Annotated in this window: 22 protein-coding genes; 10 read left to right on the top strand and 12 right to left on the bottom strand. The window is 68.8% G+C overall.

From position 1 onward, the window contains the following. Positions 1-3: 3 nt before the first annotated feature. Positions 4-1314: an aminotransferase-like domain-containing protein gene (locus tag ACFPJ1_RS06120; protein WP_380101885.1), complete on the bottom strand. Its 1311-nt coding sequence runs from the start codon at positions 1312-1314 to the stop codon at positions 4-6. Between the two features lie 232 nt (positions 1315-1546). Between ACFPJ1_RS06120 and ACFPJ1_RS06115 the strand changes: the two genes are divergently transcribed. The 4 genes from ACFPJ1_RS06115 (at position 1547) to ACFPJ1_RS06100 (ending at position 3629) form a co-directional block, all read left to right on the top strand. Then, positions 1547-1723 carry a hypothetical protein gene (locus ACFPJ1_RS06115; RefSeq protein WP_380101884.1) on the top strand — a complete coding sequence of 59 codons (177 nt, stop codon included), beginning with the start codon at positions 1547-1549 and terminating at the stop codon, positions 1721-1723. A 105-nt stretch (positions 1724-1828) separates the two neighbouring features. Continuing rightward, positions 1829-2485: a GNAT family N-acetyltransferase gene (locus ACFPJ1_RS06110; RefSeq protein WP_380101883.1), complete on the top strand. Its 657-nt coding sequence runs from the start codon at positions 1829-1831 to the stop codon at positions 2483-2485. A gap of 19 nt (positions 2486-2504) precedes the next feature. After that, positions 2505-2882, top strand: a complete 378-nt coding sequence (locus ACFPJ1_RS06105; RefSeq protein ID WP_380101882.1) for a DUF2784 domain-containing protein — start codon at positions 2505-2507, stop codon at positions 2880-2882. A 69-nt stretch (positions 2883-2951) separates the two neighbouring features. Continuing rightward, positions 2952-3629: a permease prefix domain 1-containing protein gene (locus tag ACFPJ1_RS06100; protein ID WP_380101881.1), complete on the top strand. Its 678-nt coding sequence runs from the start codon at positions 2952-2954 to the stop codon at positions 3627-3629. 22 nt (positions 3630-3651) lie between these two features. Here the strand turns inward: ACFPJ1_RS06100 and ACFPJ1_RS06095 are convergent, their stop codons facing one another. Continuing rightward, the gene (locus ACFPJ1_RS06095; RefSeq protein ID WP_380101880.1) at positions 3652-3978 is read right to left on the bottom strand and encodes a PadR family transcriptional regulator; all 327 of its coding nucleotides are present in this window, start codon (positions 3976-3978) and stop codon (positions 3652-3654) included. A gap of 86 nt (positions 3979-4064) precedes the next feature. Between ACFPJ1_RS06095 and ACFPJ1_RS06090 the strand changes: the two genes are divergently transcribed. Further along, a complete protein-coding gene (locus tag ACFPJ1_RS06090; RefSeq protein ID WP_380101879.1) occupies positions 4065-6251 on the top strand; it encodes an MMPL family transporter in 2187 nt (728 codons plus the stop codon). Here ACFPJ1_RS06090 and ACFPJ1_RS06085 read toward each other — a convergent pair. The 8 genes from ACFPJ1_RS06085 to ACFPJ1_RS06050 all read right to left on the bottom strand — a co-directional run bounded on the left by ACFPJ1_RS06085 (position 6241) and on the right by ACFPJ1_RS06050 (position 16373). Next, complete coding sequence (locus tag ACFPJ1_RS06085; protein ID WP_380101878.1) at positions 6241-7383, bottom strand: N-acetylmuramoyl-L-alanine amidase; 1143 nt, start codon at positions 7381-7383, stop codon at positions 6241-6243. The two genes, ACFPJ1_RS06090 and ACFPJ1_RS06085, sit on opposite strands and share 11 nt — an antisense overlap. A 53-nt stretch (positions 7384-7436) precedes the next feature. Continuing rightward, positions 7437-7754 (bottom strand): thioredoxin, encoded by a 318-nt coding sequence (gene trxA / locus ACFPJ1_RS06080; protein ID WP_199234715.1) that lies wholly within the window; start codon positions 7752-7754, stop codon positions 7437-7439. A 44-nt stretch (positions 7755-7798) separates the two neighbouring features. Next, on the bottom strand, positions 7799-8785 hold the full coding sequence (gene trxB / locus ACFPJ1_RS06075) for a thioredoxin-disulfide reductase (protein WP_380101877.1): 987 nt from the start codon (positions 8783-8785) through the stop codon (positions 7799-7801). Between the two features lie 121 nt (positions 8786-8906). Then, complete coding sequence (locus ACFPJ1_RS06070) at positions 8907-9668, bottom strand: anti-sigma factor family protein (RefSeq protein WP_380101876.1); 762 nt, start codon at positions 9666-9668, stop codon at positions 8907-8909. Between the two features lie 112 nt (positions 9669-9780). Further along, positions 9781-10464 (bottom strand): RNA polymerase sigma factor SigM, encoded by a 684-nt coding sequence (gene sigM, locus ACFPJ1_RS06065; RefSeq protein WP_380101875.1) that lies wholly within the window; start codon positions 10462-10464, stop codon positions 9781-9783. Then, the gene (locus tag ACFPJ1_RS06060) at positions 10461-12134 is read right to left on the bottom strand and encodes a protein kinase family protein (RefSeq protein ID WP_380101873.1); all 1674 of its coding nucleotides are present in this window, start codon (positions 12132-12134) and stop codon (positions 10461-10463) included. Before ACFPJ1_RS06060 ends, sigM begins: the two co-directional genes overlap by 4 nt. A gap of 158 nt (positions 12135-12292) precedes the next feature. Further along, on the bottom strand, positions 12293-13948 hold the full coding sequence (murJ, locus tag ACFPJ1_RS06055; RefSeq protein ID WP_380101871.1) for a murein biosynthesis integral membrane protein MurJ: 1656 nt from the start codon (positions 13946-13948) through the stop codon (positions 12293-12295). Continuing rightward, complete coding sequence (locus ACFPJ1_RS06050; protein WP_380101870.1) at positions 13941-16373, bottom strand: hypothetical protein; 2433 nt, start codon at positions 16371-16373, stop codon at positions 13941-13943. Before ACFPJ1_RS06050 ends, murJ begins: the two co-directional genes overlap by 8 nt. A gap of 24 nt (positions 16374-16397) precedes the next feature. Here ACFPJ1_RS06050 and ACFPJ1_RS06045 point away from each other — a divergent pair, with 24 nt between their 5' ends. Beyond that, positions 16398-17858, top strand: coding sequence for a CCA tRNA nucleotidyltransferase (locus ACFPJ1_RS06045; protein ID WP_380101869.1), 1461 nt, complete (start codon positions 16398-16400; stop codon positions 17856-17858). A 159-nt stretch (positions 17859-18017) separates the two neighbouring features. After that, positions 18018-18788, top strand: a complete 771-nt coding sequence (locus ACFPJ1_RS06040) for a hypothetical protein (protein WP_380101868.1) — start codon at positions 18018-18020, stop codon at positions 18786-18788. 13 nt (positions 18789-18801) lie between these two features. Here ACFPJ1_RS06040 and ACFPJ1_RS06035 read toward each other — a convergent pair whose 3' ends face one another. After that, positions 18802-19617 (bottom strand): aminotransferase class IV, encoded by an 816-nt coding sequence (locus ACFPJ1_RS06035; protein WP_380101867.1) that lies wholly within the window; start codon positions 19615-19617, stop codon positions 18802-18804. 53 nt (positions 19618-19670) lie between these two features. Between ACFPJ1_RS06035 and ACFPJ1_RS06030 the strand changes: the two genes are divergently transcribed. Beyond that, on the top strand, positions 19671-20300 hold the full coding sequence (locus ACFPJ1_RS06030; protein WP_380101866.1) for a hypothetical protein: 630 nt from the start codon (positions 19671-19673) through the stop codon (positions 20298-20300). 17 nt (positions 20301-20317) lie between these two features. Here ACFPJ1_RS06030 and ACFPJ1_RS06025 read toward each other — a convergent pair whose 3' ends face one another. Continuing rightward, positions 20318-20767, bottom strand: a complete 450-nt coding sequence (locus tag ACFPJ1_RS06025) for a GNAT family N-acetyltransferase (protein WP_380101865.1) — start codon at positions 20765-20767, stop codon at positions 20318-20320. A gap of 148 nt (positions 20768-20915) precedes the next feature. Between ACFPJ1_RS06025 and ACFPJ1_RS06020 the strand changes: the two genes are divergently transcribed. Together ACFPJ1_RS06020 and ACFPJ1_RS06015 are read left to right on the top strand one after the other, a co-directional pair. Then, positions 20916-22187 carry an amidase gene (locus ACFPJ1_RS06020; RefSeq protein WP_380101864.1) on the top strand — a complete coding sequence of 424 codons (1272 nt, stop codon included), beginning with the start codon at positions 20916-20918 and terminating at the stop codon, positions 22185-22187. A gap of 17 nt (positions 22188-22204) precedes the next feature. Next, entirely contained in the window at positions 22205-22579 is a 375-nt protein-coding gene (locus ACFPJ1_RS06015) for a VOC family protein (protein WP_380101863.1), read from the top strand. The last annotated feature ends 45 nt before the right edge of the window (positions 22580-22624 follow it).

Genomic DNA, 22624 nt, shown 5'->3' with positions numbered 1-22624 from the left:
CCACTAGCTGAGCTCCGGGCCCGGGGCGTCGTAGTCGCGGCCGGCACCTGGCTTCAGCGGTCCGAAGGTCTGACGGAGCTCGAGCTCCTCGTTGATCACCGCGGCCAGCCGGGCGACACCTTCGGTGATCCGCTCCGGAGTCGGGTGACAGTACGACAAGCGCATGCACTGGGAGCCGAAACCGTCCGCAAAGAAGGCGGTTCCGGGCACATAGGCCACGCGGGCGGTGACCGCGCGGGGGAGCATCGCCTTCGCGTCGAGGCCCTCCGGCAGAGTCAGCCACACGTAGAACCCGCCACCAGGCCGGGTCCAGGTCGTTGCCGCAGGCATCTTCTCGGTCAGCGCCGCGAGCATCGCGTCCCGGCGCTCGCGGTACATCTCCTGGAACTGCTTCACCTGGCCGAGCCAGTCGTGGCGGCTCAGGTACGACGAGACTGCCAACTGGCTGAACACCGGCGGACACAGGGTGGCCGACTCCTGTGCCAGCACGAGTTTCTCCCGTACCGCGTGCGGCGCGACCGCCCAGCCGACCCGGAACCCCGGGGCGAACGTCTTCGAGAACGAGCCGAGGTAGATGACGCCTTCGCGGTTGTCCGCCCGCAGCGCGCGGTACGGGTCTCCCTCGAACCCGAGCAGGCCGTACGGGTTGTCCTCGAGTATCAGCAGGTCGGCCCGCGCGCAGATCTCGAGCACCTTGCGGCGACGCTCGGACGACAGCGAGACACCGGCCGGGTTGTGAAAGTTCGGGATCGTATAGAAGAACTTGATCTTCTTACCGGCCGCCCGGACCGCCGCGATCGCCTGCTCGAGCGCCTCCGGCTGCACCCCGTCGTCGTCCATCGCGACGTGTACAACCTCACACTGATAAGCACGGAAAACGCCCAGCGCACCGACGTACGAGGGTGCCTCGCAGATCACCACGTCGCCCGGATCGCAGAACACCCGGGTGACCAGATCGACCGCTTGCTGGCTACCGACCGTCACGACGACATCGTCCGGATGGGCGTCGATACCCTCCAGCCGCATCACGTCGCAGATCTGTTCGCGCAGCGTCGGATCGCCCTGGCCGGAGCCGTATTGCATCGCCATCGCGCCGTTATCGACCACCAGATCGCGTACGGCGCCGCCGACCACGTCGAGCGGAAGCCCTGCGATATTGGGCATTCCACCCGCCAGGGAGACCACCTCAGGCCTGCTGGCGACCGAGAAGAGCGCCCTGATCTCCGACGCGGTCATGCCCTTGGTCCGTGCTGCGTACCGGTCGACATAGTTGTCGAGACGGGTCTGCCGGACGTCGGGCAGGTCAGCAGTCACGGAGCGGCTCCAAAGCAAGGTGACGAGGGGCTAGCTTTCACCGGGGAAGGCATCAGGCTACGCCGAAGTAGCCGAGCGTGTTCGCATGCCCGGACTGCCGATCGGCGCAACCTCTCACTACCATGCCTTATAGGGGCACGTTCGACCATGCTGCCGACTGGCAGTTGAGACGGCCGGTGACAGGCCGGCGGCCCCGGCACGACCCGGAGTGCTGCGGAAGGCAGGGGACGCGATGAGCGTGGGCAAGGCGTTCGGGTGGACGCTCGGTGGACTACTCCTCGGCGTGCTCGCCGGGTTCGCGGGCGAGCTGTTCCGACGGCAACCCGCGGCAAAGATCCAGCAGCGGTACGTCGCTCCCGAGGCGGCGAAGACTCCTGGCGCGCGAACTCCGGCGCCGGCCGCTCGGTGAGCCGTCGATGCTCCGACAGCGGATGGCCCGGCAGCAGCGGGCCGAACAGCTAACGGCCCGGCGGCAGTTGGCCTGGCAGCAGATCTACAGGCAACGGATGCACTGATGACGCGACGGCTGGAACCGCTCACGCTCGCGAATCTCGACGAGCTACCGGTGCCATGCCGTTCTTGCGTCTTCTGGGAGCTCGACCCGGTCGCAGCGAGCCATGCGGGCCGCAACGGCGACACCGGCCTCGAGAAAGAGGCGTGGCTCTCCCAGTTGCTGCTCGATTGGGGTACTGCGGGGGTGGTGCTCACCATCGACGACGAGCCGGCCGGATTCGCGATCTACGCACCCGCGGCGTACCTCCCGAGGATCCAGGCGTTCCCGACCGCGCCGGTCAGCCCGGACGCCGTAGTACTGGCGACGGGGCGGATCCTGCCGCGGTACCTCGGGTTGGGCCTGGGCAAGATCCTCGTGCAGGCCGTCGCCAAGGACGTGCTGAAGCGGGGTTTCCGGGCGGTGGAGGCCTTCGGCGACTCCCGCTGGAACGGCCCGGGCTGTGTCTGGCCCACTGATTTCCTGCAGGCGGTCGGTTTCGGCGTAGTACGGGACCATCCTCGCAACCCGCGGCTGCGGCTCGACCTTCGCTCGACAGTCACCTGGCGCAGTGAGATGGAGGCGGCCGTGGAGCGTCTGATGGGCGCGATCAGGCCCGAACCGTCGCCGCCCAGGCCGGTCACCGTGCGGGACGCCGTCATCCGCGAATCCCACCGATAGCCCGGACGAGGAGAACGTGATGGTGTACCGCGTTCTCGCGGATCTGGTGATGGTGATCCATGGTGCCCTGCTGGTGTTCTTCGTCATCGGCGGGTTCCTGGCCTGGCGGTGGCCGCGGCTGATCTGGGCGGTTCTGTTCGTCGCGGTGTGGAACCTGGCCATCGTGATCCTGGACTTCGGCTGTCCGGTGACAGCGCTGGAGAAGTACCTCCGCCGCAAGGGTGGCGAGCAGCCGTACGCCAGCGGCTTCATCGAGCACTACCTGGACGGCAGGATCTGGCCAGAGGGTGCCACGCCGACCGCCGAGAAGATCGGCTTCGCCATTCTGGTGATCTCGTACGTCGGCTTCTTCGTGATCAGGCATCGCCGCAAGGCGCGCGTGACCGCCGCTCCCTGACGGACAACCAGGGGAGGTTCAGTGGAGACCCCGACGTGGCTGGGCCGGGTGGTCCCCATACTGGGAGGCGTGCCCCGCACCCGAGCCGCCGTCGCGGCGCCAACACCGGTCGAGAGCTATCTCGCCGAGCTGAGTCGTGCGCTCAGTGGACCGCGCCGCCGCAAGGCCGACCTGATGGCGGAGGCACACGACCACCTGGTGGACGCCACAGAGGCCTTCGAGGCCGACGGCCTGAGCAGGCTGGACGCCGAACGCGAGGCGGTACACGACTTCGGTGACCTCAGGGACGTCGTACCGGGTTACCGGGCGGAGCTCGGGATCGCCCAGGGACGGCGTACCGCGGTGATGCTCTGCCTTGTCCTGCTGGCTCAGCCGATCGTCTGGCAGGAGGGTGTCTGGGCGTGGACCCAGCATCCCGAGTCCGCGAACGCCTTCGTCGCCCTGATGAACCAGCTCGTGATGGTGGTCGGCATGCTCGCGATCGCCGGCGCCGTACTGGCCCTCGTCGCGACCGGTCTGGGGCTGCGCTACGCGGCGGTCCGGGACCGCGCGACCCGAGCCACGGCGATCTTCGCGCTGATCAGCTGCGTGCTGGTCGGCGGGATCTCGATCTGCCTGGGCGCCTCGAGCAACGAGCTCCACGGCTCCGCCCTCGGCGGCCTGTCGGTGGTCGGCGCCTTCGTACTGCTTCCGCTGAGCCTGGTCACCCGCTCGGCCCACCGCTGTCTCCGCCTGACTCTCGCCTGAGCCAACCGGCCCGCCTGGTGACTCAGGAGGTACGGGGCTTCAGCACGCCCTCGATGACCGTGCGGAAGGTCTCCCAGTCGCCCCTACCGGTCGCGAGCATCTTCTGTCCCGCGGACGTGAGCTGGTACGTACGGCGCTTGCGGCCGCCAACCGTGCTCCACTCGCTGGCCAGGTAGCCGGCGCGCTCCAGACGCCGCAGAGCCGGGTACAGCGTCCCGGTCGGCAGGTCGAGCTCGCCGCCGCTGCGCTCCAGCAACGCCTCCATGATCGCGTAGCCGTGCAGGGGCTCCTGCTCGACCACCGCCAGGATCATCGGGTCCAGGTGCCCCCGCAGCGCATCCGCCTTCACGTAGGCAGTCTACCCATAGAGGTGTTACCGTCGGCAGACGACATGTAGAGATGCTACATGTAGACGCGCGACTCTGGAGGGGACGGATGACCGACGACCGTGGAAGGGACCGCGGTGGGCTGCTGCATCGGGTGTCCGGGTGGGCGATGCGGCACGCGGGGCTGGCGGTGTTCCTGTGGGTATTGGTCCTCGTCGGGGTGACCGTGGGCTCGACCCTGGTCGGGAACGCCTACCGCGACGAGAACTCCCTGCCCGGCACGGACTCGCAACGCGTCCTAGACGTCTTCCGCGAGCACCAGCCGGGAGGCGAGACAGACTCGGTCCAGATCGTGCTGCACGACGGGCACGGCCTGACCCAGCCTGCCACCAAGAGCCAGATCACGAGGATGCTCGCCGAGGTCGGAAAGCTCCCGCACGTCGCCGCGATCGCGGATCCCTTCACCGCGAAAGGCTCTTTGTCGCCCGACGGCAGTACGGCGTACGCGACTGTCGATCTCGACGTGGCAGCTGTGGACATGCCGTCGGCGGACGTACGAACGATCATCGACAAGGCCCAGGAGATCGCCAAGGACAGTCTGCAGGTGGAGGTCGGCGGCGACCTGGCTCGCAGTGCATCCGAGAGCGCGGGCGGTGCGGCCGAAGGCGCAGGAGTCCTTGCGGCGTTGGTGATCCTGGTCTTCCTCTTCGGCTCGTTGCTGGCGGCAAGCCTGCCGCTGTTGACGGCGGTGTTCGCTGTCGGCAGCACACTCGGACTGCTGGTGCTCGCCTCCCACGTCTTCACGATTCCCAGCTATACAGCTCCCGTGATGATGCTCGTCGGCCTAGGCGTCGGCATCGACTACGCGCTGCTGATCTTCTCCCGCTTCCGCAGCGAACTCCTGAAGGGCGCGGACCGACCGAAGGCCGGCCGCATCGCCCTCGACACCGCGGGACGATCGGTACTCTTCGCCGGCTGCACGGTCGTGATCGCATTGCTCGGTCTACTGGCGCTCGGACTCGGTTCCCTGCAAGGCCTTGCGCTCGGTGTGACGGTCACCGTGCTGATGACGATGCTCGCCGCGGTGAGCCTGCTGCCGGCACTGCTGACCCTGTTCGGCAAGAGGATCGAGCGCAGCGTTCGCAAGCATGCGGCCAAGTCGCGCCACAATCCCGGTGACGGCTGGCGGAGGCTGGCGACCCGCGTCCAGCGCGGTCCGTGGGTGCCGCTCGTCCTCGGCACGCTTGCGCTCGTCGCACTTTGCTTGCCCGCACTGGACATGCGGCTCGGATTCGCCGACGCAGGGACGGACGACCCGGCCAAGACCAGCCGCAAGGCGTACGACCTGCTCGCGCAGGGATTCGGCCCCGGTTTCAACGGCCCGCTCATCATTGTCTCCGAGGGGGACCAGGCGGCCGCCGAGGCGCTGGGCCGCAAACTGGCGACAGATCCGGGCATCGCGGCCGTCACTCCGCCGCAATTGATGGCGGACGGCAAGGTCGCGACCGTGATGGCGTTCCCGAAATCCGCGCCCCAGGACCAGGCGACCAGCGACCTGGTGCACCGGCTGCGCGAGGAAACCCTTCCCCAGTTGGCGGCTGACACCAACGCGACCTATCTCGTCGGCGGCACCACTGCCGCGGCAGACGACTTCGCCGGCGCGGTGAGCAAGCGGCTGCCGATCTTCGTGCTCGTCGTGGTCGGCCTGTCCGCACTGCTGCTGATGACGGTGTTCCGGTCGATCCTGATCCCGCTCAAGGCGGCGGTGCTCAACCTGCTCAGCATCGGCGCATCGCTCGGGGTCATCACCCTGGTCTTCCAGCAAGGCTGGTTCGGCGCGCAGCAAGGGCCGATCGAAGCGTTCGTGCCGGTGATGATCTTCGCGATCGTGTTCGGCCTGTCGATGGACTACGAGGTCTTCCTGATCTCCCGGATCCACGAGGAGTGGGGGCGTACAGGTGATGCCAGGGAAGCGGTTCGGGAAGGTCTGGCCTACACCGGCAGCGTGATCACGGCTGCGGCGGCGATCATGATCGTGGTGTTCGGGGCGTTCCTGCTCAGCCCGGACCGGATGCTGAAGCAGTTCGGTCTCGGCCTGGCCGTCGCGGTGCTGCTCGACGCGCTGCTGATCCGCTGTGTGATCGTGCCCGCCGTACTGCGGCTGATGGGCACCCGGGCCTGGTGGTTGCCGCGCTGGCTCGACCGGATCCTCCCCACCATCGCCCTCGAACGCGAGGAGCCAGTGGAGGAGGAGCCGAACGAGGCGGAACTCGTCGGCTCGGAGGTCAGACGGTGAGTTGCCCGAAGCGGAGCATGCCGGTGGCGGCGTCCTGCTCCGGCGGCAGGTAGACGCGCTGGATCGCGACCACGATGGCCTCCGCGATCACGTCACGGAACGCCGGGTCGGCCAGCCGGGCGGAGTCGTGGGGGTTCGTCACGTAGCCGATCTCGAGCCGGACCGCGGGCATCTTCGTACGCCGCAGCAGGTCCCAGGTCTTCTGGTGGGTCCGGCAGTTCAGCAGGTCCGTGCGCGCCACGATCTCGCGCTGCACCAGGCCGGCGAACTGCTCGCCCACGCTGGAGGAGGCACCATGCAGATCGGTGCCGTAGTAGTACGTCGCGACGCCCTGCGCCTCCGGGTTCATCGACCCGTCGGTGTGCAGGGAGACGCAGAGGTTCGCGTCCGTCTCGTTCGCGAACGCCGCGCGGGCCAACTCGTCCGGCCCCTGGTCACGCCCCCGCGAAAGATAAGCCCGTACTCCGGTCGCGCCGAGGCGACCCTCGATCCGGGAGGCGAGGTCGTAGGCCACGTCGGACTCGCGCAGGCCGAATCCTTCCCAGCCGTAGTCGAACCCACCGTGGCCGGGGTCGATCACCACGGTCTTGCCGGACAGCCGCGGGCCGGCGGCTCGAACCGCCTCGTTGGCGCGCAGCGCGTCGGGCCGGCCACCGGTCGCCATCGGGCGGATCCGCTGCAGGGCCTTGAAGGTGGACGGGCCACAGGTGCCGTCCGCCGGCAGGCCCATGTTGCGCTGGAACTCGGTCACCGCGCGCTGGGTGTCCGCTCCGAAGATGCCGTCGACCCGGGCGACGGCGAAGCCCAGTTCCTGCAGTTTCGCCTGCAGGGCCTGGACGTCGTCGCCTGTGAGCGGGTGCGAGACGACGTACGTGAGCAGCCGGTCACCCAGCCGCCAGCGCGCGTCGTCGAGCGCCCGGTAAGTCTGCGGGCCGACGATCCCGTCGATCATCAGCCCACGTTGCTGCTGGAACCCCCGCACGGCGCGGGCGGTCGCTTCGTCGTAGACGTAGAGATCGCCCGGCTCCAGCAGGCCGAGCCGCTGGAGCTTCCCGATGATCTCGGCGACGGCCTCACCGCTGTCGCCGATTCGATACAGGCCGTGCGCGCCATCCAACAGATGATCGGGCATCAATGCTCCTTACCGTGCGGCGGAAACGTCCCTCGCGGGACGCCAAAACAGTCTCAGCCGGTGAAGTCGGCCAGTTCCTTCAGCAGCGCGGCCTTGGGCTTGGCGCCGACGATGGACTTGGCGAGCTCACCGTTCACGTAGACGTTGATGGTAGGGATACCGGTAACGCGGTAGTTGCTCGGGGTGACCGGGTTCTCGTCGACGTTCATCTTCAGGAAGGTGAGCTTGTCGCTGTGCTCACCCGCGAGCTCCTCCAGGATCGGGGAGACCTGACGACACGGCCCGCACCACTCGGCCCAGAAGTCGACCAGTACAGGCTTGTCGCTCTTCAGCACGGTGGTGTCGAACTCGGCGTCGGTGACGGCATTCATCTTCTCGCCCACGGGCGTATCTCCTTCAGGTGGTTTGTGTGAGGTCAGACAGAGACAGGCTCGGTGGCCGCAGCGGCCGCGGCGCCCGCCCCGTACTCCAGCGTCGCCAGGTAGCGCTCGGCGTCCAGAGCGGCGGAACACCCGGTCCCGGCGGCCGTGATGGCCTGACGGTAGGTGTGGTCGACCAGGTCGCCGGCAGCGAAGACGCCCGGCAGGTTGGTGTTGGTCGAGCCCTCCTGCACCAGCACGTAGCCATCCTCGTCCAGGTGCACCTGGCCCTTGATCAGCTCCGAGCGCGGGTCGTGACCGATCGCGATGAACAGCCCGGTCACCGGCAGCTCACGGGATTCACCGGTGACAGTGTCCTTCAGCGTGAGCCCGGTCAGCTTCTCCTCGCCGTGGATCGCGGCCACCTCGGAGTTCCAGGCGAACTCGATCTTGTCGTTCGCGAAGGCCCGCTCGGCCATGATCTTCGACGCGCGCAGCTCCTCGCGGCGGTGCACGATGGTCACCTTGTCCGCGAACCGGGTCAGGAAGGTCGCCTCCTCGATGGCGGTGTCGCCACCACCGACGACGGCGATCTCGTGCTGACGGAAGAAGAACCCGTCACACGTCGCACACCAGGACACACCGTGCCCGGACATCCGCTCCTCGTGCGGCAGCCCCAGCTTCCGGTAGCCCGAACCCATCGCCAGGATCACGGTGTGGGCGCGGTGCTGGGTGCCGGCGGAGTCGGTGACCACCTTGATATCGCCGGTCAGGTCGACCTCGACGATGTCGTCGGGGACCAGTTCGGCGCCGAACCGCTCGGCCTGGGTCCGCATCTCGTCCATCAGTGCCGGGCCCATGATGCCCTGCGCGAAGCCGGGGTAGTTCTCCACCTCGGTTGTGGTCATCAACGCACCACCCGCGGTGACGGAACCTTCGAAGACCAGCGGCGCCAGCTGGGCACGCGCGGCGTACACAGCGGCGGTGTATCCGGCCGGGCCGGAGCCGATGATGATGACGTTGCGGACTTCTGCCTCGCTCATGCAGGTGTTCCCCGGTCTCCTCGAGACGATCATTACGTCGTACTCAACGGATCCTAGAGGCCGACCATTCCCACGGTACCCATCGCCTGGGCCGAGCACACCGGGGGCTCACCGGCCGGAGTCAGCGATTGCGAAGCGTCACAGTGGTGTCGTAGAACGGAGTGGCAACGCCCCCGGATCCACTACAGCCCGTGACCACGGACAGCTGGATGTCCTGCGGGGAGCCGCCCGGCAGCCCGATCACCGTCGCCCGCTTGCCGTCGACCTTTGCCGGCTGGACAAGCCGGAGCTCCGAACCAGGCCGCCCGGCCGCGAAGACACGCGCGCACTCGATCTCGTCGCTGCTCCCGTGCAGGACCGGCCCGTTGGAATTCTCCAGCCACTTCTGCGCATTGGGACCGACCTGGTCGGTGGTCATCGACGGCACCTCGCCGGCCGGCAGCGTCGGGTTGATCCCGGCAGCACCCTCGTTGCTGTGGTCCGCCGTGCTGACGACAACACCCACGCCGACGGCGGCGATCACGATCACCCCGGCCGCTGCGAGCACCAGCTTCGGCAGATGGCGGCGCGGCTCCTCGCGGAGCTGGACCAGGGAGTGCACGCCGACGGTGGACGAACGCAGGACGGACTCGGAGACGATCACGGCGTCGAGATGCTCGGCGATGTCGGTCGGCATCGGGATGTCCGCGCGGCCCTCGTCGGCGAGGTCCTCGGTCAGTTGCAGCAGCGCGTCGTACGTCTGCTGACAGTCCGGACAGGCTTTCACGTGTTCACGAGCGCGATGCGCCTCAGGCGCGGGGAGCAGGTTCTCGATCAGGTCGGCGATGGTGTCCGTATCCAGGTGTTCCAGGTGCTCACTGGTCGGCAGACCGGAATCGGTCATCGGGAACTCGCCTCCTCACGGGAGGTCCGCAGAGTGGTCATCGGTGAAGTACTCCGGTAGGCGATCGCAACTAGGTCGCGGCTGAGCGACCTCGCTGAGACGGGATGCCCGGTCATTCGGTTCCCACGGATTCGGCGGCAGTTTTTTCCGGTACGTCGGAGCCGCCGCGGGTGGTCTGCCAGTGCCGGAGCAGGGGGAGCAGACGGGCGCGACCTCGAGCGCAGCGGCTCTTCACGGTGCCCGGCGCACAGCCGAGAATGGCGGCCGCCTCCTCGATCGAGTAGCCCTCCATGTCGACCAGTACGAGCGCGCTGCGCTGGTCGGAGTTGATCTGCTTCAGTGCGTTCAGGACGTCGAGCCGGCGCTCGCGGACCTCGGCCGGGTCGTCCTCGGCGGGGCCGGCCAGCTCGGAGGCGCGGTCCTCGTCCTCCGGCAGCGGGTCGGCCGCCCGGACCTGGCGACGGCGGATCCGGTCCAGGCAGGCGTTCACCACGATCCGGTGCAGCCAGGTGGTCACCTTGGCGTCGCCCCGGAACGTGTCGGCCCGGCGGAAGGCGGAGATGAACGCCTCCTGCAGCGCGTCGGCCGCCTCCTCGGGCTCGCCGAGGGTGCGGATCGCGACCGCCCACATCCGGTCCCGGTGCCGCTTGACCAGGATGCCGAACGTGTCCGGGTTGCCCGCCACGTGCAGCCGGAGCAGCTCGTGGTCGTCCATCGTGTCGTACCCGGGCGGCCGCGCGCCCAGCCCGTCGGCCGGGGGGCCGCCGGCGCCGATCCGGGTGATATCAGAGGTCATTGCTGGATCGAGACCTCCGAGATCTCCCCGCGGTAACCGCTGCCTTCCTTCGGAAGGCTGGTCAGCCAGACGAGCACGTACCGCGTCTCGGTCGGCGCCGCCAGCTTCAGCGCGGCAGGCCCTTCGGACGCGTCCTCCGCCGAGGCGACCGACTTCCAGCCGCTGACCGAGCTCGCCGACTTGCCCGGGTCGGTCTTCGGGACCATCAGCTCGAGGTTGGTCTTGTCACCGATCAGGTCGACCGTCACCTGGGACACTGTGGTGACCGCACCGAGGTCGTAGACGATGCCAACGCCCTTCTTGGTGCCGCCCAGGTCGGGACGCCGCTTGTACGACATCGTCGTCCAGGTGGTGTCCTGCTTGCCGTCGTAGGTGTTCTTGACGTCCTCGGGGTGCTCCTCGCCGTTGCCGTCCGGCGGCGGGTCGAAGTCCTTGGCGCCGACGATCTTCGCCGGCTCGTTCGTCGCCGCGGGCGGCCCGCTGGTCTGGGGGGCCGGGCTGTTGCCGCTGTCGGTCCCGGAGCCCTGGTCGTTGTTGATCGCGCCCTTCACGAGGAACTGCGCGATCCCGATCACTGACAACAGCGCGAGGATGGCGAGCAGGATCAGGATCCGGCCGCCCCAACTTCCGCGCTGCCGTGGCTCGGCGGCCGGCGGCTTGCGACGGCCGTTGCCGTTGTGGCTCGGCGGCGCCTGCCGGCGCACCGGGCGGGGCTCGGGTGCAGGTGTGTAGGCCGCCTGGGGCTGGGTCTGACCGTTGCCGTTGCCGTTGTAGGCGGCCGCCGGCGGATTCGGGTCCAGCGCGGGCGGCGTCTGCACGACCGGCGACACCTGGGTCGCGTCGTCGATGCTGCCGTTCTGCCGGGCGACGGCGACGGTCTCGTCCATCTGGTTCGGCGGCTCGTGCGAGCTGCCGATGACCCCGGACAGCGCGGCCGACAGTCCGGCGGCGCTGGTGATCGGCACGGCGTGGTGCCGCGGCGGATAACCGAGCAGGCGGTCGGAGATGTCGTCCAGCGAGCGGGGCACACCGGCGCGGACCTGGCGCGGGCTCAGCAGCCGGCCGTGCTCAACAGGCGCGGGCTGGAGTCCCCAGGCCGGAGCCGGGCCGGGCCACCTGCCGGTGAGGGAGGCGTACAGCAGTTCTCCGAGCGCGCGGACGTCCTGCTCCGGCGAACCGGGGCCGGTGGAGCGGAGGGCGGCTTCGGTGGCAAGGCCCACGACCTTGATGGCGCCGGCGTCCGTGACCACGACCGTGGAAGGGCTGATCGAGCCGTGCGATTGGCCGGTGCGGTGCAGGTTCTCCAGTGCCTCGGAGACCTCGCGGGCCAGCCAGCCGGCCTGTTGCCCGGTCAACGGTCCGGCAGTGAGCATCCGCTCGAGCGGGCGGCCGCCTGCCCATTCCCGCACGCAGTAGGTGACGCCTTCATGCACGTCGCAGTCGAGGACGCGGAGGAAGCGGGGATCCGCCGCGGCCGCCGCACGGCGGGCGGCGTCGAAGAGCAGGTTCGTCCGCGGGTCGCCGACCGGCAGGACATCCACGACCACGGCTCGGCTGAGCACCTCGTCCACTGCTCGCCAGACGCGCGCACCGTCGATCTCCGCGAGTAACTCGGCGATCCGGTAGCGGCCCGCGAGCAGGGCACCAGGACTGACGGTCTGGTTCGACACGGTGTCTCTCGCCCTCCTCGATGCACTGGTCGTCCTGCGTCTCCGCTCGGATCCGGTCGGCGAGGATCCGATTGCGAGCGGTTGGCGGTCCGATCGCAGCCCCCATGCTAGTGCCCTCGTCACATGAGAAGTGGTGCACGATCGCACAAGCGGGCTGATCAGGACCGGCGGCGCCTTCCCGGCAGCTTCGATGTGACCACGGACACCACGTCCGTGACCTCGTGAATCCGGAGTACCCGGGCCACCCCGACGTACACAGGGAGCATCACGATCGCGCCGATGGCCAGTTGGAGCAGCGCCGCGAGGGGGCCCTTCCAGTCGACGGCGGAGTTGAACAGCATCACCGCGCCCCGGCCGACGCCCGCCGCGAGCACCGCGGCGATGACCATGGCGAGCAGCGGCAGGCCGATGCCCGCGCCGTGGACCCGGGGCACCTTGCGGTCGAGCACCCGGCGGGACAGCAGTACGGCGACCAGATACGAGACCGAGAAGGCGGCACCGAGCATCACACCGCTGAACCGGAGGTGCTCCTGGTCCAGGATCACCCGTACGCCGATCAGCGCGGCCGCGATGTTGGTCGTGGCGATCGCGCACTGCAGGAAGAACGGGGTCCGGGTGTCCTCGAAGGCGTAGAAGGTGCGCAGCTGGAAGTACTGCACCGTGAACGGCACCAGCCCGAGCGCCAGCGCCATCAGCGTGTACGCCATCAGGTTCAGGTTGTTCTTGCCGGAGCCGTAGCCCGCGATCAGCGTCATGATCGGGTACGCGAACGCGATCATCGCGGCAGCCGCCGGTACCACGATCGCCAGCGTCTGGCGGATCGACCGGGCCGCCAGCCGGCCCACCTCGGTCACGTCGCCGTCCGCGGCGAGCGCCGACATCTGCGGCAGCGCGGCCGTCGCCAGGGAGACCGTGACGATGCCGTGGGGCACCAGGATCACCAGCATCGCCGTGCTGTACGCGAACAGACCCGCCTTGGCGCCGGGGTCGAGTGACGCGCTACCGGCGATGGCGAGCTTGGTGACCACGACGAGGGTCACCTGGTTGACCGCTACGAACAGCAGGGTCCAGATGCCAAGCCGTGCGGTGTGCCCGAGTCCCGTGCCGCGCAGACCGAACTTGGGCGCATACAAGTGCCCGCTGGCCCTCAGGTACGGCAGCAGCACCAGCAGTTGGACCGCGATCCCGAACGTGTGGCCGAGACCGAGCAGCAACTCCTCACCGTGGCTGTAGGTCGGCGGCGTGTCGCCGGTGCGGTAGATCAGCAGGAACACGACGATCGACGCGCAGGCGACGATGTTGTTCGCGATCGGCGCCCACATCATCGGGCCGAACCGGCGCCGCGCGTTCAGCACCTGGCCGACCAGCACGAACGCGCCGTAGAAGAAGATCTGCGGCAGGCAGAGCCGGACCAACACGATCATCGACTGACGCTCGGACGCTCGCGACGGGTCTTGGAGCTCCCTCGGCATATACAGCTCGGCGATGAACGGCGCCAGCAGCACGCAGCCGACAGTGACCACGGCGAGCACCACGAAGCCGAAGGTGAGCAGCCGGTTGGTGAAGTCTCGGCCGCCGTCGTCGTGGTTCTTGATCGCCCGCACCAGCTGTGGCACCAGCACCGTGTTGAAGACGCCACCGGCCAGCAAGATGTACAGGCTGTTCGGGATCGTGTTCGCGGCGGTGAAGATGTCGCTGCGCAGGGCGGTGCCGATGGCGGCCGCGAGCAGGGCGATCCTCACGAATCCGAGCAGGCGAGACAGCACCGTTCCGGCTGCCATCACCCCCGCGGAGCGCAGGGTGCGGTCAGCCATCCTTCGTTCCGACTCCTTCTTTCAGGCTGGTGTCGGCTTCGATGCCGCCCGGTAGTCCGTTGCCTGGGGCACCGTCACTCGTCCCACCGGCCTGTACTTCGGTGCCGCCGTTCGGGTTGATCCGCAGCGGCTGCGCGGGGTCCAGCGGGTTCGGCTCTGCCCCGGCCGGCTCCTCGTCGAGCTGCCGGTTCTGGACGGAGTCCGTGGGCTCGGCCGCAGCCAGGTCGTGGGGATCCAGCGGCGCCGGGTGCAGGGGATCCGCCTCGGCCCCGGCCGGCGTCGGGTTGCGCCGCTCGGAGCGGATCCGCCGGTAGATGCGGACGGCCGAAGTACCGAACAGCAGTGCGATCGCGGCGCCGACCAGGATCCAGCCGACACTGCCGTACTGCGCGGCCTGGATCACCAGCTCCTGCGACTTGCCGACCGGCAGTTGCTCCGCGGAGATCACCTGGGCGTTCGCGCGGATCAGGCCGTTCTGCTCGGCGCTCGCGGTGATCTGGAAGGTGCCCTTCTGCCCGGCCGGGAGTACCAGCGTCCGCAGCGGGGCGATCCGCAGGTCGGTCCGGTTCGCGGGCTTGACCGCGACCCCGACCCGGACGGACCAGTCGAGCTCGTTCACCACCGAGAGCGGGAAGGTGCCCTTGCTGCCGGAGAGGTTCACCTTGATCTCGCGGTGCTGGCCCCGGTCGACGGCGTTGTTGACCAGGTGCACCTTGCCGAGCCAGGTGTTCACCGAGCTCTGCTCGAAGGTGAGGAACCGCTGGGCCTCGTCGGGGTAGTCGCGCCAGCTGTAAGAGCTGACCCGGAGCAGCGCGCGCTGCAGATCGACGGGAGCCTGCTCGCGATCCGCGAGGAGCGAGACGAAGGTGGTCGTCGCGGTGTTGAGCTGCTTGATCTGGTCGAGCCGGCCGCTGGGCAGGCCGGGCGTCGACCGAGGCGTGCTCGGCGGCCTGGCGGGCTGCGCCTTGGCGGCCGTCACCTGGTCGATGGAGATCGGGGTGATCCACGGCAGCGAGAGGCCCTGCTGCACCAGCGCGGCGGTGGCGGAGCCCTTGGTTTCCCAGTCACGCGGTGGCAGCACCACCACAGTCGCAGTACCGGTCCCGGTTCCCGCCAGCAGGGAGGTCTCGGCGGCGAACCGCTGGCGCACCTGGAGCGGCTGGTCGGCGGAGGCCGGGTCCGGACCGCCCGCGGTCAGGCTGGAGTCCGCCACGACCGTGCGGACGGACTTCACCGGGCCCTCGGGTGTCGTGACGTTGTAGACGGGGGTCGGCAGCAGGCTGGGCCGGTCGGCTGTTGTCCAGGACGAACTGCTGACCAGATTCACGTCGTCGGGATTGGGTGCACCGGGGTAGCCGGTGGAGGCGGCGGCCAGGTTCCGGCTGCTCGCGGAGCCGTTCTCGAGCCAGAGCCCGCGGTCGAAGTTCGGGTAGTCGCCGCCCAGGCTGTACTTCTCGGTGGCGTCCCGCGACTGGCCGACCAGACTCTTGAGCGGATCCCCGGCGTCGATCAGGCTGCCCACGTCCGGATCGCCGTACGGGAGCATCACCACGGGGTTGCGGGCGCGGCTCGCCTCGAAGGCGTCGAGCCAGGTCTGGACGACCTTCTGCCCGGTCCCCGGTCTCGTCTGGTTGTTGCCGTCGACGACCTTGTAGTTGCCCTGCTTGATCCGGGCGGCCTCGTCGAGCATCGCGGGATCGACGAGCCAGGTGACCTTCTGCTTCTCGCCGAGCGCGAGCAGGCGGCCGAGCGCGCCGTTGGGAGCCATCGCCTCGGCCAGGGAGTCGTTCGCGAACTGATTGCCGCTCAGCAGGGTCGGCCGGTGCCGTAGCGGCACGACCATCGCGGCGTTCACCTTGTGCGGCAGCTCCGCGGGGTCGATCACCGGCATCAGGGTCCGCACCCGGCCGACGGTCAGCCGGTCGCTGTCCTCCTGGTCCGGGGTGGCGCGGATGACCACGCCGACCGTGTAGGCGCCCGGTCGCTTGCCGATGTTCCACTCCGACCAGGGCACGGTGAACTGGTAGTTCACCTTGGCGTTGGGCGCGAGCTCGCCCAGCTCCTGGAAGGTGGATTCGGTGTCGACCAACCGGCGGCAGCTGTTCTGCTCGGCGACCGGGACGTCGTCCTCGGCCGGCACCGCGGCCAGGTCGGCCCGGGTGGCCAGCCGCTTGCTGTCGATACAGGCGATTGCCTGCGGCGCCTTCAGGGTGACATCGCTGGTGTTGGTGACTTGGCCGCGGATCGTCACCGGGTCGCCCGGTACCACCGCCACCGGGTTGAACGCGTCGATCGTGACGGCAACCACCGGAGGGTCGGCGGCAGGCGCCGCGACCGCCGCCGTCACGGCGGAAACCGCCGCCGAGGCCACGATCAGCAGGCTCGCTCCCACGGCCGCCGGGAGCCTCAGTCGCCGTCTGAACACGCCGTCACCGTAACCTAGTTCCCCGTGTCTCCTACTCCCGACCGTTCTGCCTCCTCCGGATCGTTGTCCGCGGTACAGCGGCAAGCCGTCCAGTCGCTGCTGCAGATCGCGCCGGTGGTCGACGAGCTCGGCGCCCGCTTCGCCACCGCCGGTCATGAGATCGCCCTGGTCGGGGGTCCTGTCCGGGACATTCTGCTAGGCCGGGGGAGCAAAGACCTGGACTTCGCCACCTCGGCCCGCCCGGAGATGGTCGAGCGGTTGCTGGCCGGCTGGGCGGACCACGTCTGGGATATCGGCAAGGCTTTCGGCACCATCGGTTGTCGGAAGGGCGAGTGGGTCCTGGAGATCACCACCTACCGGTCAGAGTCCTACGATCCCACCTCGCGCAAACCGGAGGTCTCCTACGGCGACAGCCTGGAGGGCGACCTGTCCCGTCGCGACTTCGCGATGAACGCGATGGCGGTGCTGCTGCCGTCCCATCGGTTCGTCGACCCGTACGGCGGGATGGAGGACGTCGCGAACAAGGTGATCCGGACGCCGGGATCGCCCGAGGACTCGTTCTCCGACGACCCGCTGCGGATGATGCGGGCGGCCCGGTTCGCGGCCCAGCTCGACTTCACCCCGGATCCGGCCGTGGTGGCGGCGATGACGGCGATGGCCGAGCGGATCACCATCGTGTCCGCGGAGCGGGTCCGCGACGAGCTGATCAAGCTGGTGAACTCGCCGCACCCCCGCAAGGGCCTCGACCTGCTGGTGTCCACCGGCCTCGCGGACCACGTACTGCCCGAGCTGCCCGCGCTGCGGCTGGAGTTGGACGAGCACCACCGGCACAAGGACGTGTACGAGCACTCGCTCACCGTGCTCGAGCAGGCGATCGACCTGGAGCCGCGCCTCGGTGTCGAGCTGCCCGACTTCGTGACCCGGTTCGCCGCGCTGATTCACGACATCGGCAAGCCGAGGACGCGGAAGTTCGAGGGCGCCGGCAAGGTCACGTTCCACCACCACGACGTGGTCGGCGCGAAGCTGGCGAAGAAGCGGATGAAGGCGCTGCGGTTCAGCAACGAGCAGATCGACCAGGTCGGCAAGCTCGTCGAGCTGCACCTGCGCTTCCACGGCTATGGCACCGGTGAGTGGACCGACTCCGCCGTACGCCGGTACGTCCGGGACGCCGGTGATCTGCTCAGCCGGCTGCACGTGCTCACCCGGGCCGACTGCACCACCAGGAACAAGCGCAAGGCGGAGGCCCTCCGGTCGGCGTACGACGATCTGGAGGAGCGCATCACCCGGTTGCAGGAGCAGGAGGAGCTCGACTCCATCCGCCCGGACCTGGACGGCAACCAGATCATGGAGATCCTCGGCATCGGGCCGGGCCGCGAGGTCGGCGAGGCGTACAAGTTCCTGATGGAGCTCCGGATGGACGAGGGTCCGCTCGGCGAGGACCGCGCGCGGGAAGCACTCCTCAGCTGGTGGAACGCCCGCTCCTGAGCGGTGAGGTCTGCCGGCACCCTTCACGCTGACTGACGGCAACGGGTCGTTCGACCGAGGGCGACGAGTTGTTGCGGTCTGTCGCCGGTTCCGCAACGAGCCGGGACCGATCGTTCCTGGGCGCTCCACAGCGGCCGGAGGCGGCGGTACCGTCGGTAGATGTTGTGGCTTCTAGCGGTACTGGGTGGGGGCAGCATCGCGTTGGGTGGGCGGTACTGGTGGGACCGCCGAGCAGCCAAGCGCGGTGACGCCGAGGAACTCGAGGGGATCAGGAACCTCGCCGACGAGGACGTGACGTTGCTCGGTGAGGAGCTGAGCCGACTCGGTGAGTCGGTGCAGGGCCGGGAGTTGGACGCCGACACCCGGCTGGACTATCAGCGGGCCCTGGACGCCTACGAGTCAGCGCAACGGTCGGTCGGTGGGATCAAGTCCGCCGAGGCGATCAGCACGGTCACGGACACACTGGCGACGGGCCGGTACGCGATCACCTGTGTGCAGGCCCGGGTGGCCGGCGAGCCGGTGCCGGAGCGGCGGGTGCCGTGCTTCTTCAATCCGCAGCACGGCCCGTCCACCACGGACGTGCTCTGGAACCAGCCTGCCCATGGCACTCGCAGAGTGCCGGCCTGCGCGCAGGACGCCGCCCGCCTGCAGGCAGGTCAGCAGCCAGAGGTGCGCTACGTCCAGTACCACTCCCGCCGGGTTCCCTACTGGGAGGCGGGCGCCGCGGTCGCGCCGTACGGCACTGGGTACTTCGCGAGCGGGGCCGGGGCCTCCTATATCGCCATCGCGTCGTTCGACAGCATGAGCGGCGGGATGGGGTGGGGCGACTGGAACAGCACCGGCGGCCCGATCGACTTCGGCGGCGGTGGGTTCGACGGTGGTGGGTTCGACGGTGGTGGGGGCGATGGTGGCGGAGGCGGTGACGGCTAGCGGTGCTTGGCCGCTAGATCTCCTGTGGGGGAACAGCCTCGAACGCTGCCGTGATGAGACCTGCCGACGCTGAGTCGGCTGTGTACTCCGTGGTGTCTGCGGGCGTCGTGATGGAGGCGACGGGGAGTGCGGGGTCGATGGAGTTCGTGAGGTAGGCCGCGTCGTACGAAGCCAGCTCCGTCAGTGGGACGGGGACGGTCTCGCTGCGGACGCCGGTAGCAACCAGGCCCGCTCGGAGCGTGAGCATGGTGATGCCGGGCAGGACCTCGGCGGCCGGCCAGACGATCCTGCCCTCCGTCGCGAAGCAGATGTTCCAGATCGATGCCTCCGACACGTTCCCCGCGCGGTCGTAGAACAGAGCGTCGTCGTGCCCGGCCAGGTGCGCCTGGCGACCGAAGTACACGAGCGGGAAGGTGCCCGTGTGCTTGACATGCGGTACGACGCGTTCGTGCTCGACGGCGAGCAGCCGGGGCGGATCCGGGGTGGGCTCGAGCGGGTCGGTCACGGTGATCAGCAGCTCGGGTGATATGGGGATTCCGGCGTCGAGCTTGGCGCGTTCGCGGGTGAAGGCGTTGACCCGGATCGACAGGTCGGCCGAGTCCGCCCGATCCAGAGCCAGTCGCAAGTAGGAGAGCACCCGGTCGGCCGGGATGCCCTCGCCGAAGAGTTCGAGTGAGCTGCGATCGAGCCGTTCCAGGTGCAGGTCGAGGCCGCGGACCCGGCCACCGCGGACCTGCATGGACGTGAAGTGGCCGTAGCTGGTTGCTCTGAGCAACCCTGGCTCCACGGACTCGACAGGTGTGTCGTTCAACTGCAGGAAGTCGGTCACACCCCGAGTCTGACCGAACCAGTCCACCCTGCCCTCTGGTCTAGTCTCGCCACGTGGACGTCTTGAGCATCATCGGGTGGGGTGGATCGGCGCTGGTCGTGGCGTCGCTGCTGCAGGCGCGGATCTTGCGGCTGCGGGTGCTGAACCTGATCGGCTGCGTGGTTCTGGTCTTCTTCAACCTCGCCATCCAGGTCTGGCCGATGGTCGGCATGAACGCGGTTCTGGCCGTCATCAACGTCGTGCACCTGTGGCGGCTCCTGCGGCACCGGCACGACGAAGCGGAGTACACCGTCTTCGAGGTCAACCACGACGACGCCTACCTCGGGCACGTGCTGGCGTCGCACCAGAAGGACATCAGCCGGTTCAACCCCGGATTCACGCCTGAGAACAGCTCGTACGCGTTCCTGGTGCAGCGGGGCGAGCGGACCGTCGGGGTGGTGCTCGCGCACGACGCGGGCGACGGCCGGGCCCAGATCGACCTCGACTACGTGCTGCCGCAGTACCGCGACTTCACGCCGGGGGAGTTCGTCTTCCGGCGCAGCGACGTGTTCACCCACCACGGGTTCCGGCAGGTGATGGCGCCGCGCCGGATGCAGGAGTCCGCGTCCTACCTGAGCAAGGTCGGCTTCCACCCGGACGGCTCCGACCTCGTCCTCGACCTGCCGACCCAACCGACTGCCTGACTATCCCGACTGCATGACTAACCCAACTGCTTGGCGAAGCAGCGCGACACCGTCTCGTTCTCGAACGGCGGGTACGGCGGCGTCGGGAGGTAGCCGTGGCGCGTGTAGAGGCCGATCGCCTCGTGCTGCCGGGTCCCGGTCTCCAGCCGCAAGGTGGTCAAGCCCTGGACCAGTGCCAGCGACTCAACCTCCGCCAGCAGCAGGCGGGACAGCCCCCAGCCGCGCGACGACGGTTCGACGTACATGCGCTTGATCTCGCCGAGGCCGGGGCTGATCGGTTGCAGGCCGACGCAGCCGACCGCGGCGCCGTCCACCCGCAGGACGACGAACTCGATGTCCGGATGCAGGTCGACGAGCGGCTGGTCCTCGCCGTACAGCGCGGCCAGCTCAGCCTGCTGGGCCGTTGTCAATGCGAGCACGTCCGCGTCGGTCCGAGCGGCCGGCTTGATTTCCACCCCGTCGATCATGGCTCCGGACGGTAGCAACGAGCCGTGACACCACTGTTTCGCTTTCCTCTCTGCTCAGATCGGAGGCAGTGAGGTCCACGCTGTGTCACTGGTTGGTAGGTCCGTACTGCGCGGGGCAGTTCCACGGTCGAGGTGATCTGATGGGGCGATGACGTCTCTGGAGAGGATCGCCGCGGCGGTCCGAACGGGTGAGCTGGATCCGGTCGAGTTGGTCGAGCAGGCGCTGCGGCGAGCGGAGGAGACGGCGGCGCTGAACGCCGTCGTGCACCTCGATCCCGATGGAGCCCGAGAGGCCGCGCGACAGGTCAGGCGGGGCGCGTTGGCCGGCGTGCCTGTGCTGGTGAAGGAGATCGTCGAGGTCGAGGGACTCCCGTTCCGGTGTGGGTCGGCGTCGATGAACGAGATCGCCACGAAGGACGCCGAGATCGTCACCAGGTTGCGAGCCGCCGGCGCGATCATCCTCGGGCTCAGCTACAGCCACGAGTTCGCCTACGGCTGTACTGGCACGTCCAACCGCGTCGGGCCCTGCCGCAACCCGCACGACCACTCGCGGATGACCGGCGGCTCCAGCGCGGGTGCGGGAGCGGCAGTTGCGGCCGGGGTGGTTCCACTGGCGATCGGCACGGATACGGCGGGCTCGGTGAGGATCCCCGCGGCCCTGTGCGGTGTGGTCGGTTACAAGCCCGGCCGAGGGACTCTGCCGATCGACGGAGTGTTCCCGCTGGCGCAGAGCCTGGACCATGTCGGCGTACTCACCACCTCGGTCGTCGATGCGGTCTACGCGGTGAACTCGCTGTCCAGCACGGAATCGGGTGCGGCCATCGAGGCGCCGCGGCTCGGGCTGGTCTCGAATCCCGAGCACCAGGACCACTCTGAAGAAGTAGGTAAGGCGTGGTCGGCAGCGATCACCCGGCTCCGGGCCGCCGGGGCGGTCATGCAGGAGGTGGAACTGCCCGACTGGTCGGCGACCAACCGGACGGCGGTGGACCTCCAAGGGCCGGAGGCGGTCGCCAATCACGCCGGTCGATCCACCGCCGCCTACCAACCCGACGTAAAGCAGCGCCTGCGGGAGGCGGCCGAAGTACCGGCTTGGCGTTATGTGCAGGCGCGTGCGGAAGCCACAGAGCTCACCAGGACCGTCGCCAACCGCTTCAGCGAGGTGGACGCCCTCATCCTTCCGACTGTCCCGGTGGTGGCACCACGGATCGACGCAGTGGCAGACGCCGACGGCGCGGTAGCCGTCAGAGCGAGGCTGATGCGCAACACCCGCCTCGCCAACCTCACCGGGTTCCCCGCCCTCAGCCTCCCGCTGCCGACCACAGGCCTGCCGATCGGTCTCCAGGTGATTGCCGGAAGCAACCAAGTGGCAGCACAGGTCGCATCCTGGATCGAGCGCGTCCTTGACTTCGAGGAAGCTTGAGGTCCGAGGCTGTCGGTATGGATATGAGTCTGCGCGTGGAAGTGTTCGCGACCGACCCCGAGGCCTCGGGCGAGTTCTACCGGCAAGTGCTGGGATTCGAGGAGCTCTCGCGCCAACGTGCCGACGGAGTTGTCCACTACCTGTGGATGGGCCGGGGGACAGCGCGGATCGGGATCGGTACCGCCCGGCAGGTGGTCGATCCGGCGGTTCGATCGGTGCCCGCCGGCACCGAGATCGTGCTCGAGGTGGACGACATCGACGCGGAGTTCGCCCGGGTGCACGAAACCGGCTGGCCGCTCGAGGGAGGTCTGCGGGAGCAGCCGTGGGGGCTGCGCGACTTCCGCTTGCACGATCCCGACGGCTACTACCTCCGGCTGACTTCCCGGGGCTGATCAAACTGACGCCCTCCCACGCGGACTGCGTGGGAGGGCTTCAGG

The sequence above is a fragment of the Kribbella qitaiheensis genome, from assembly GCF_042657745.1.
Taxonomy (GTDB): domain Bacteria; phylum Actinomycetota; class Actinomycetes; order Propionibacteriales; family Kribbellaceae; genus Kribbella; species Kribbella qitaiheensis.
The sequence above is the reverse complement of the archived record's forward strand: the minus strand, read 5'-3'. Positions and strand labels throughout refer to the sequence as shown.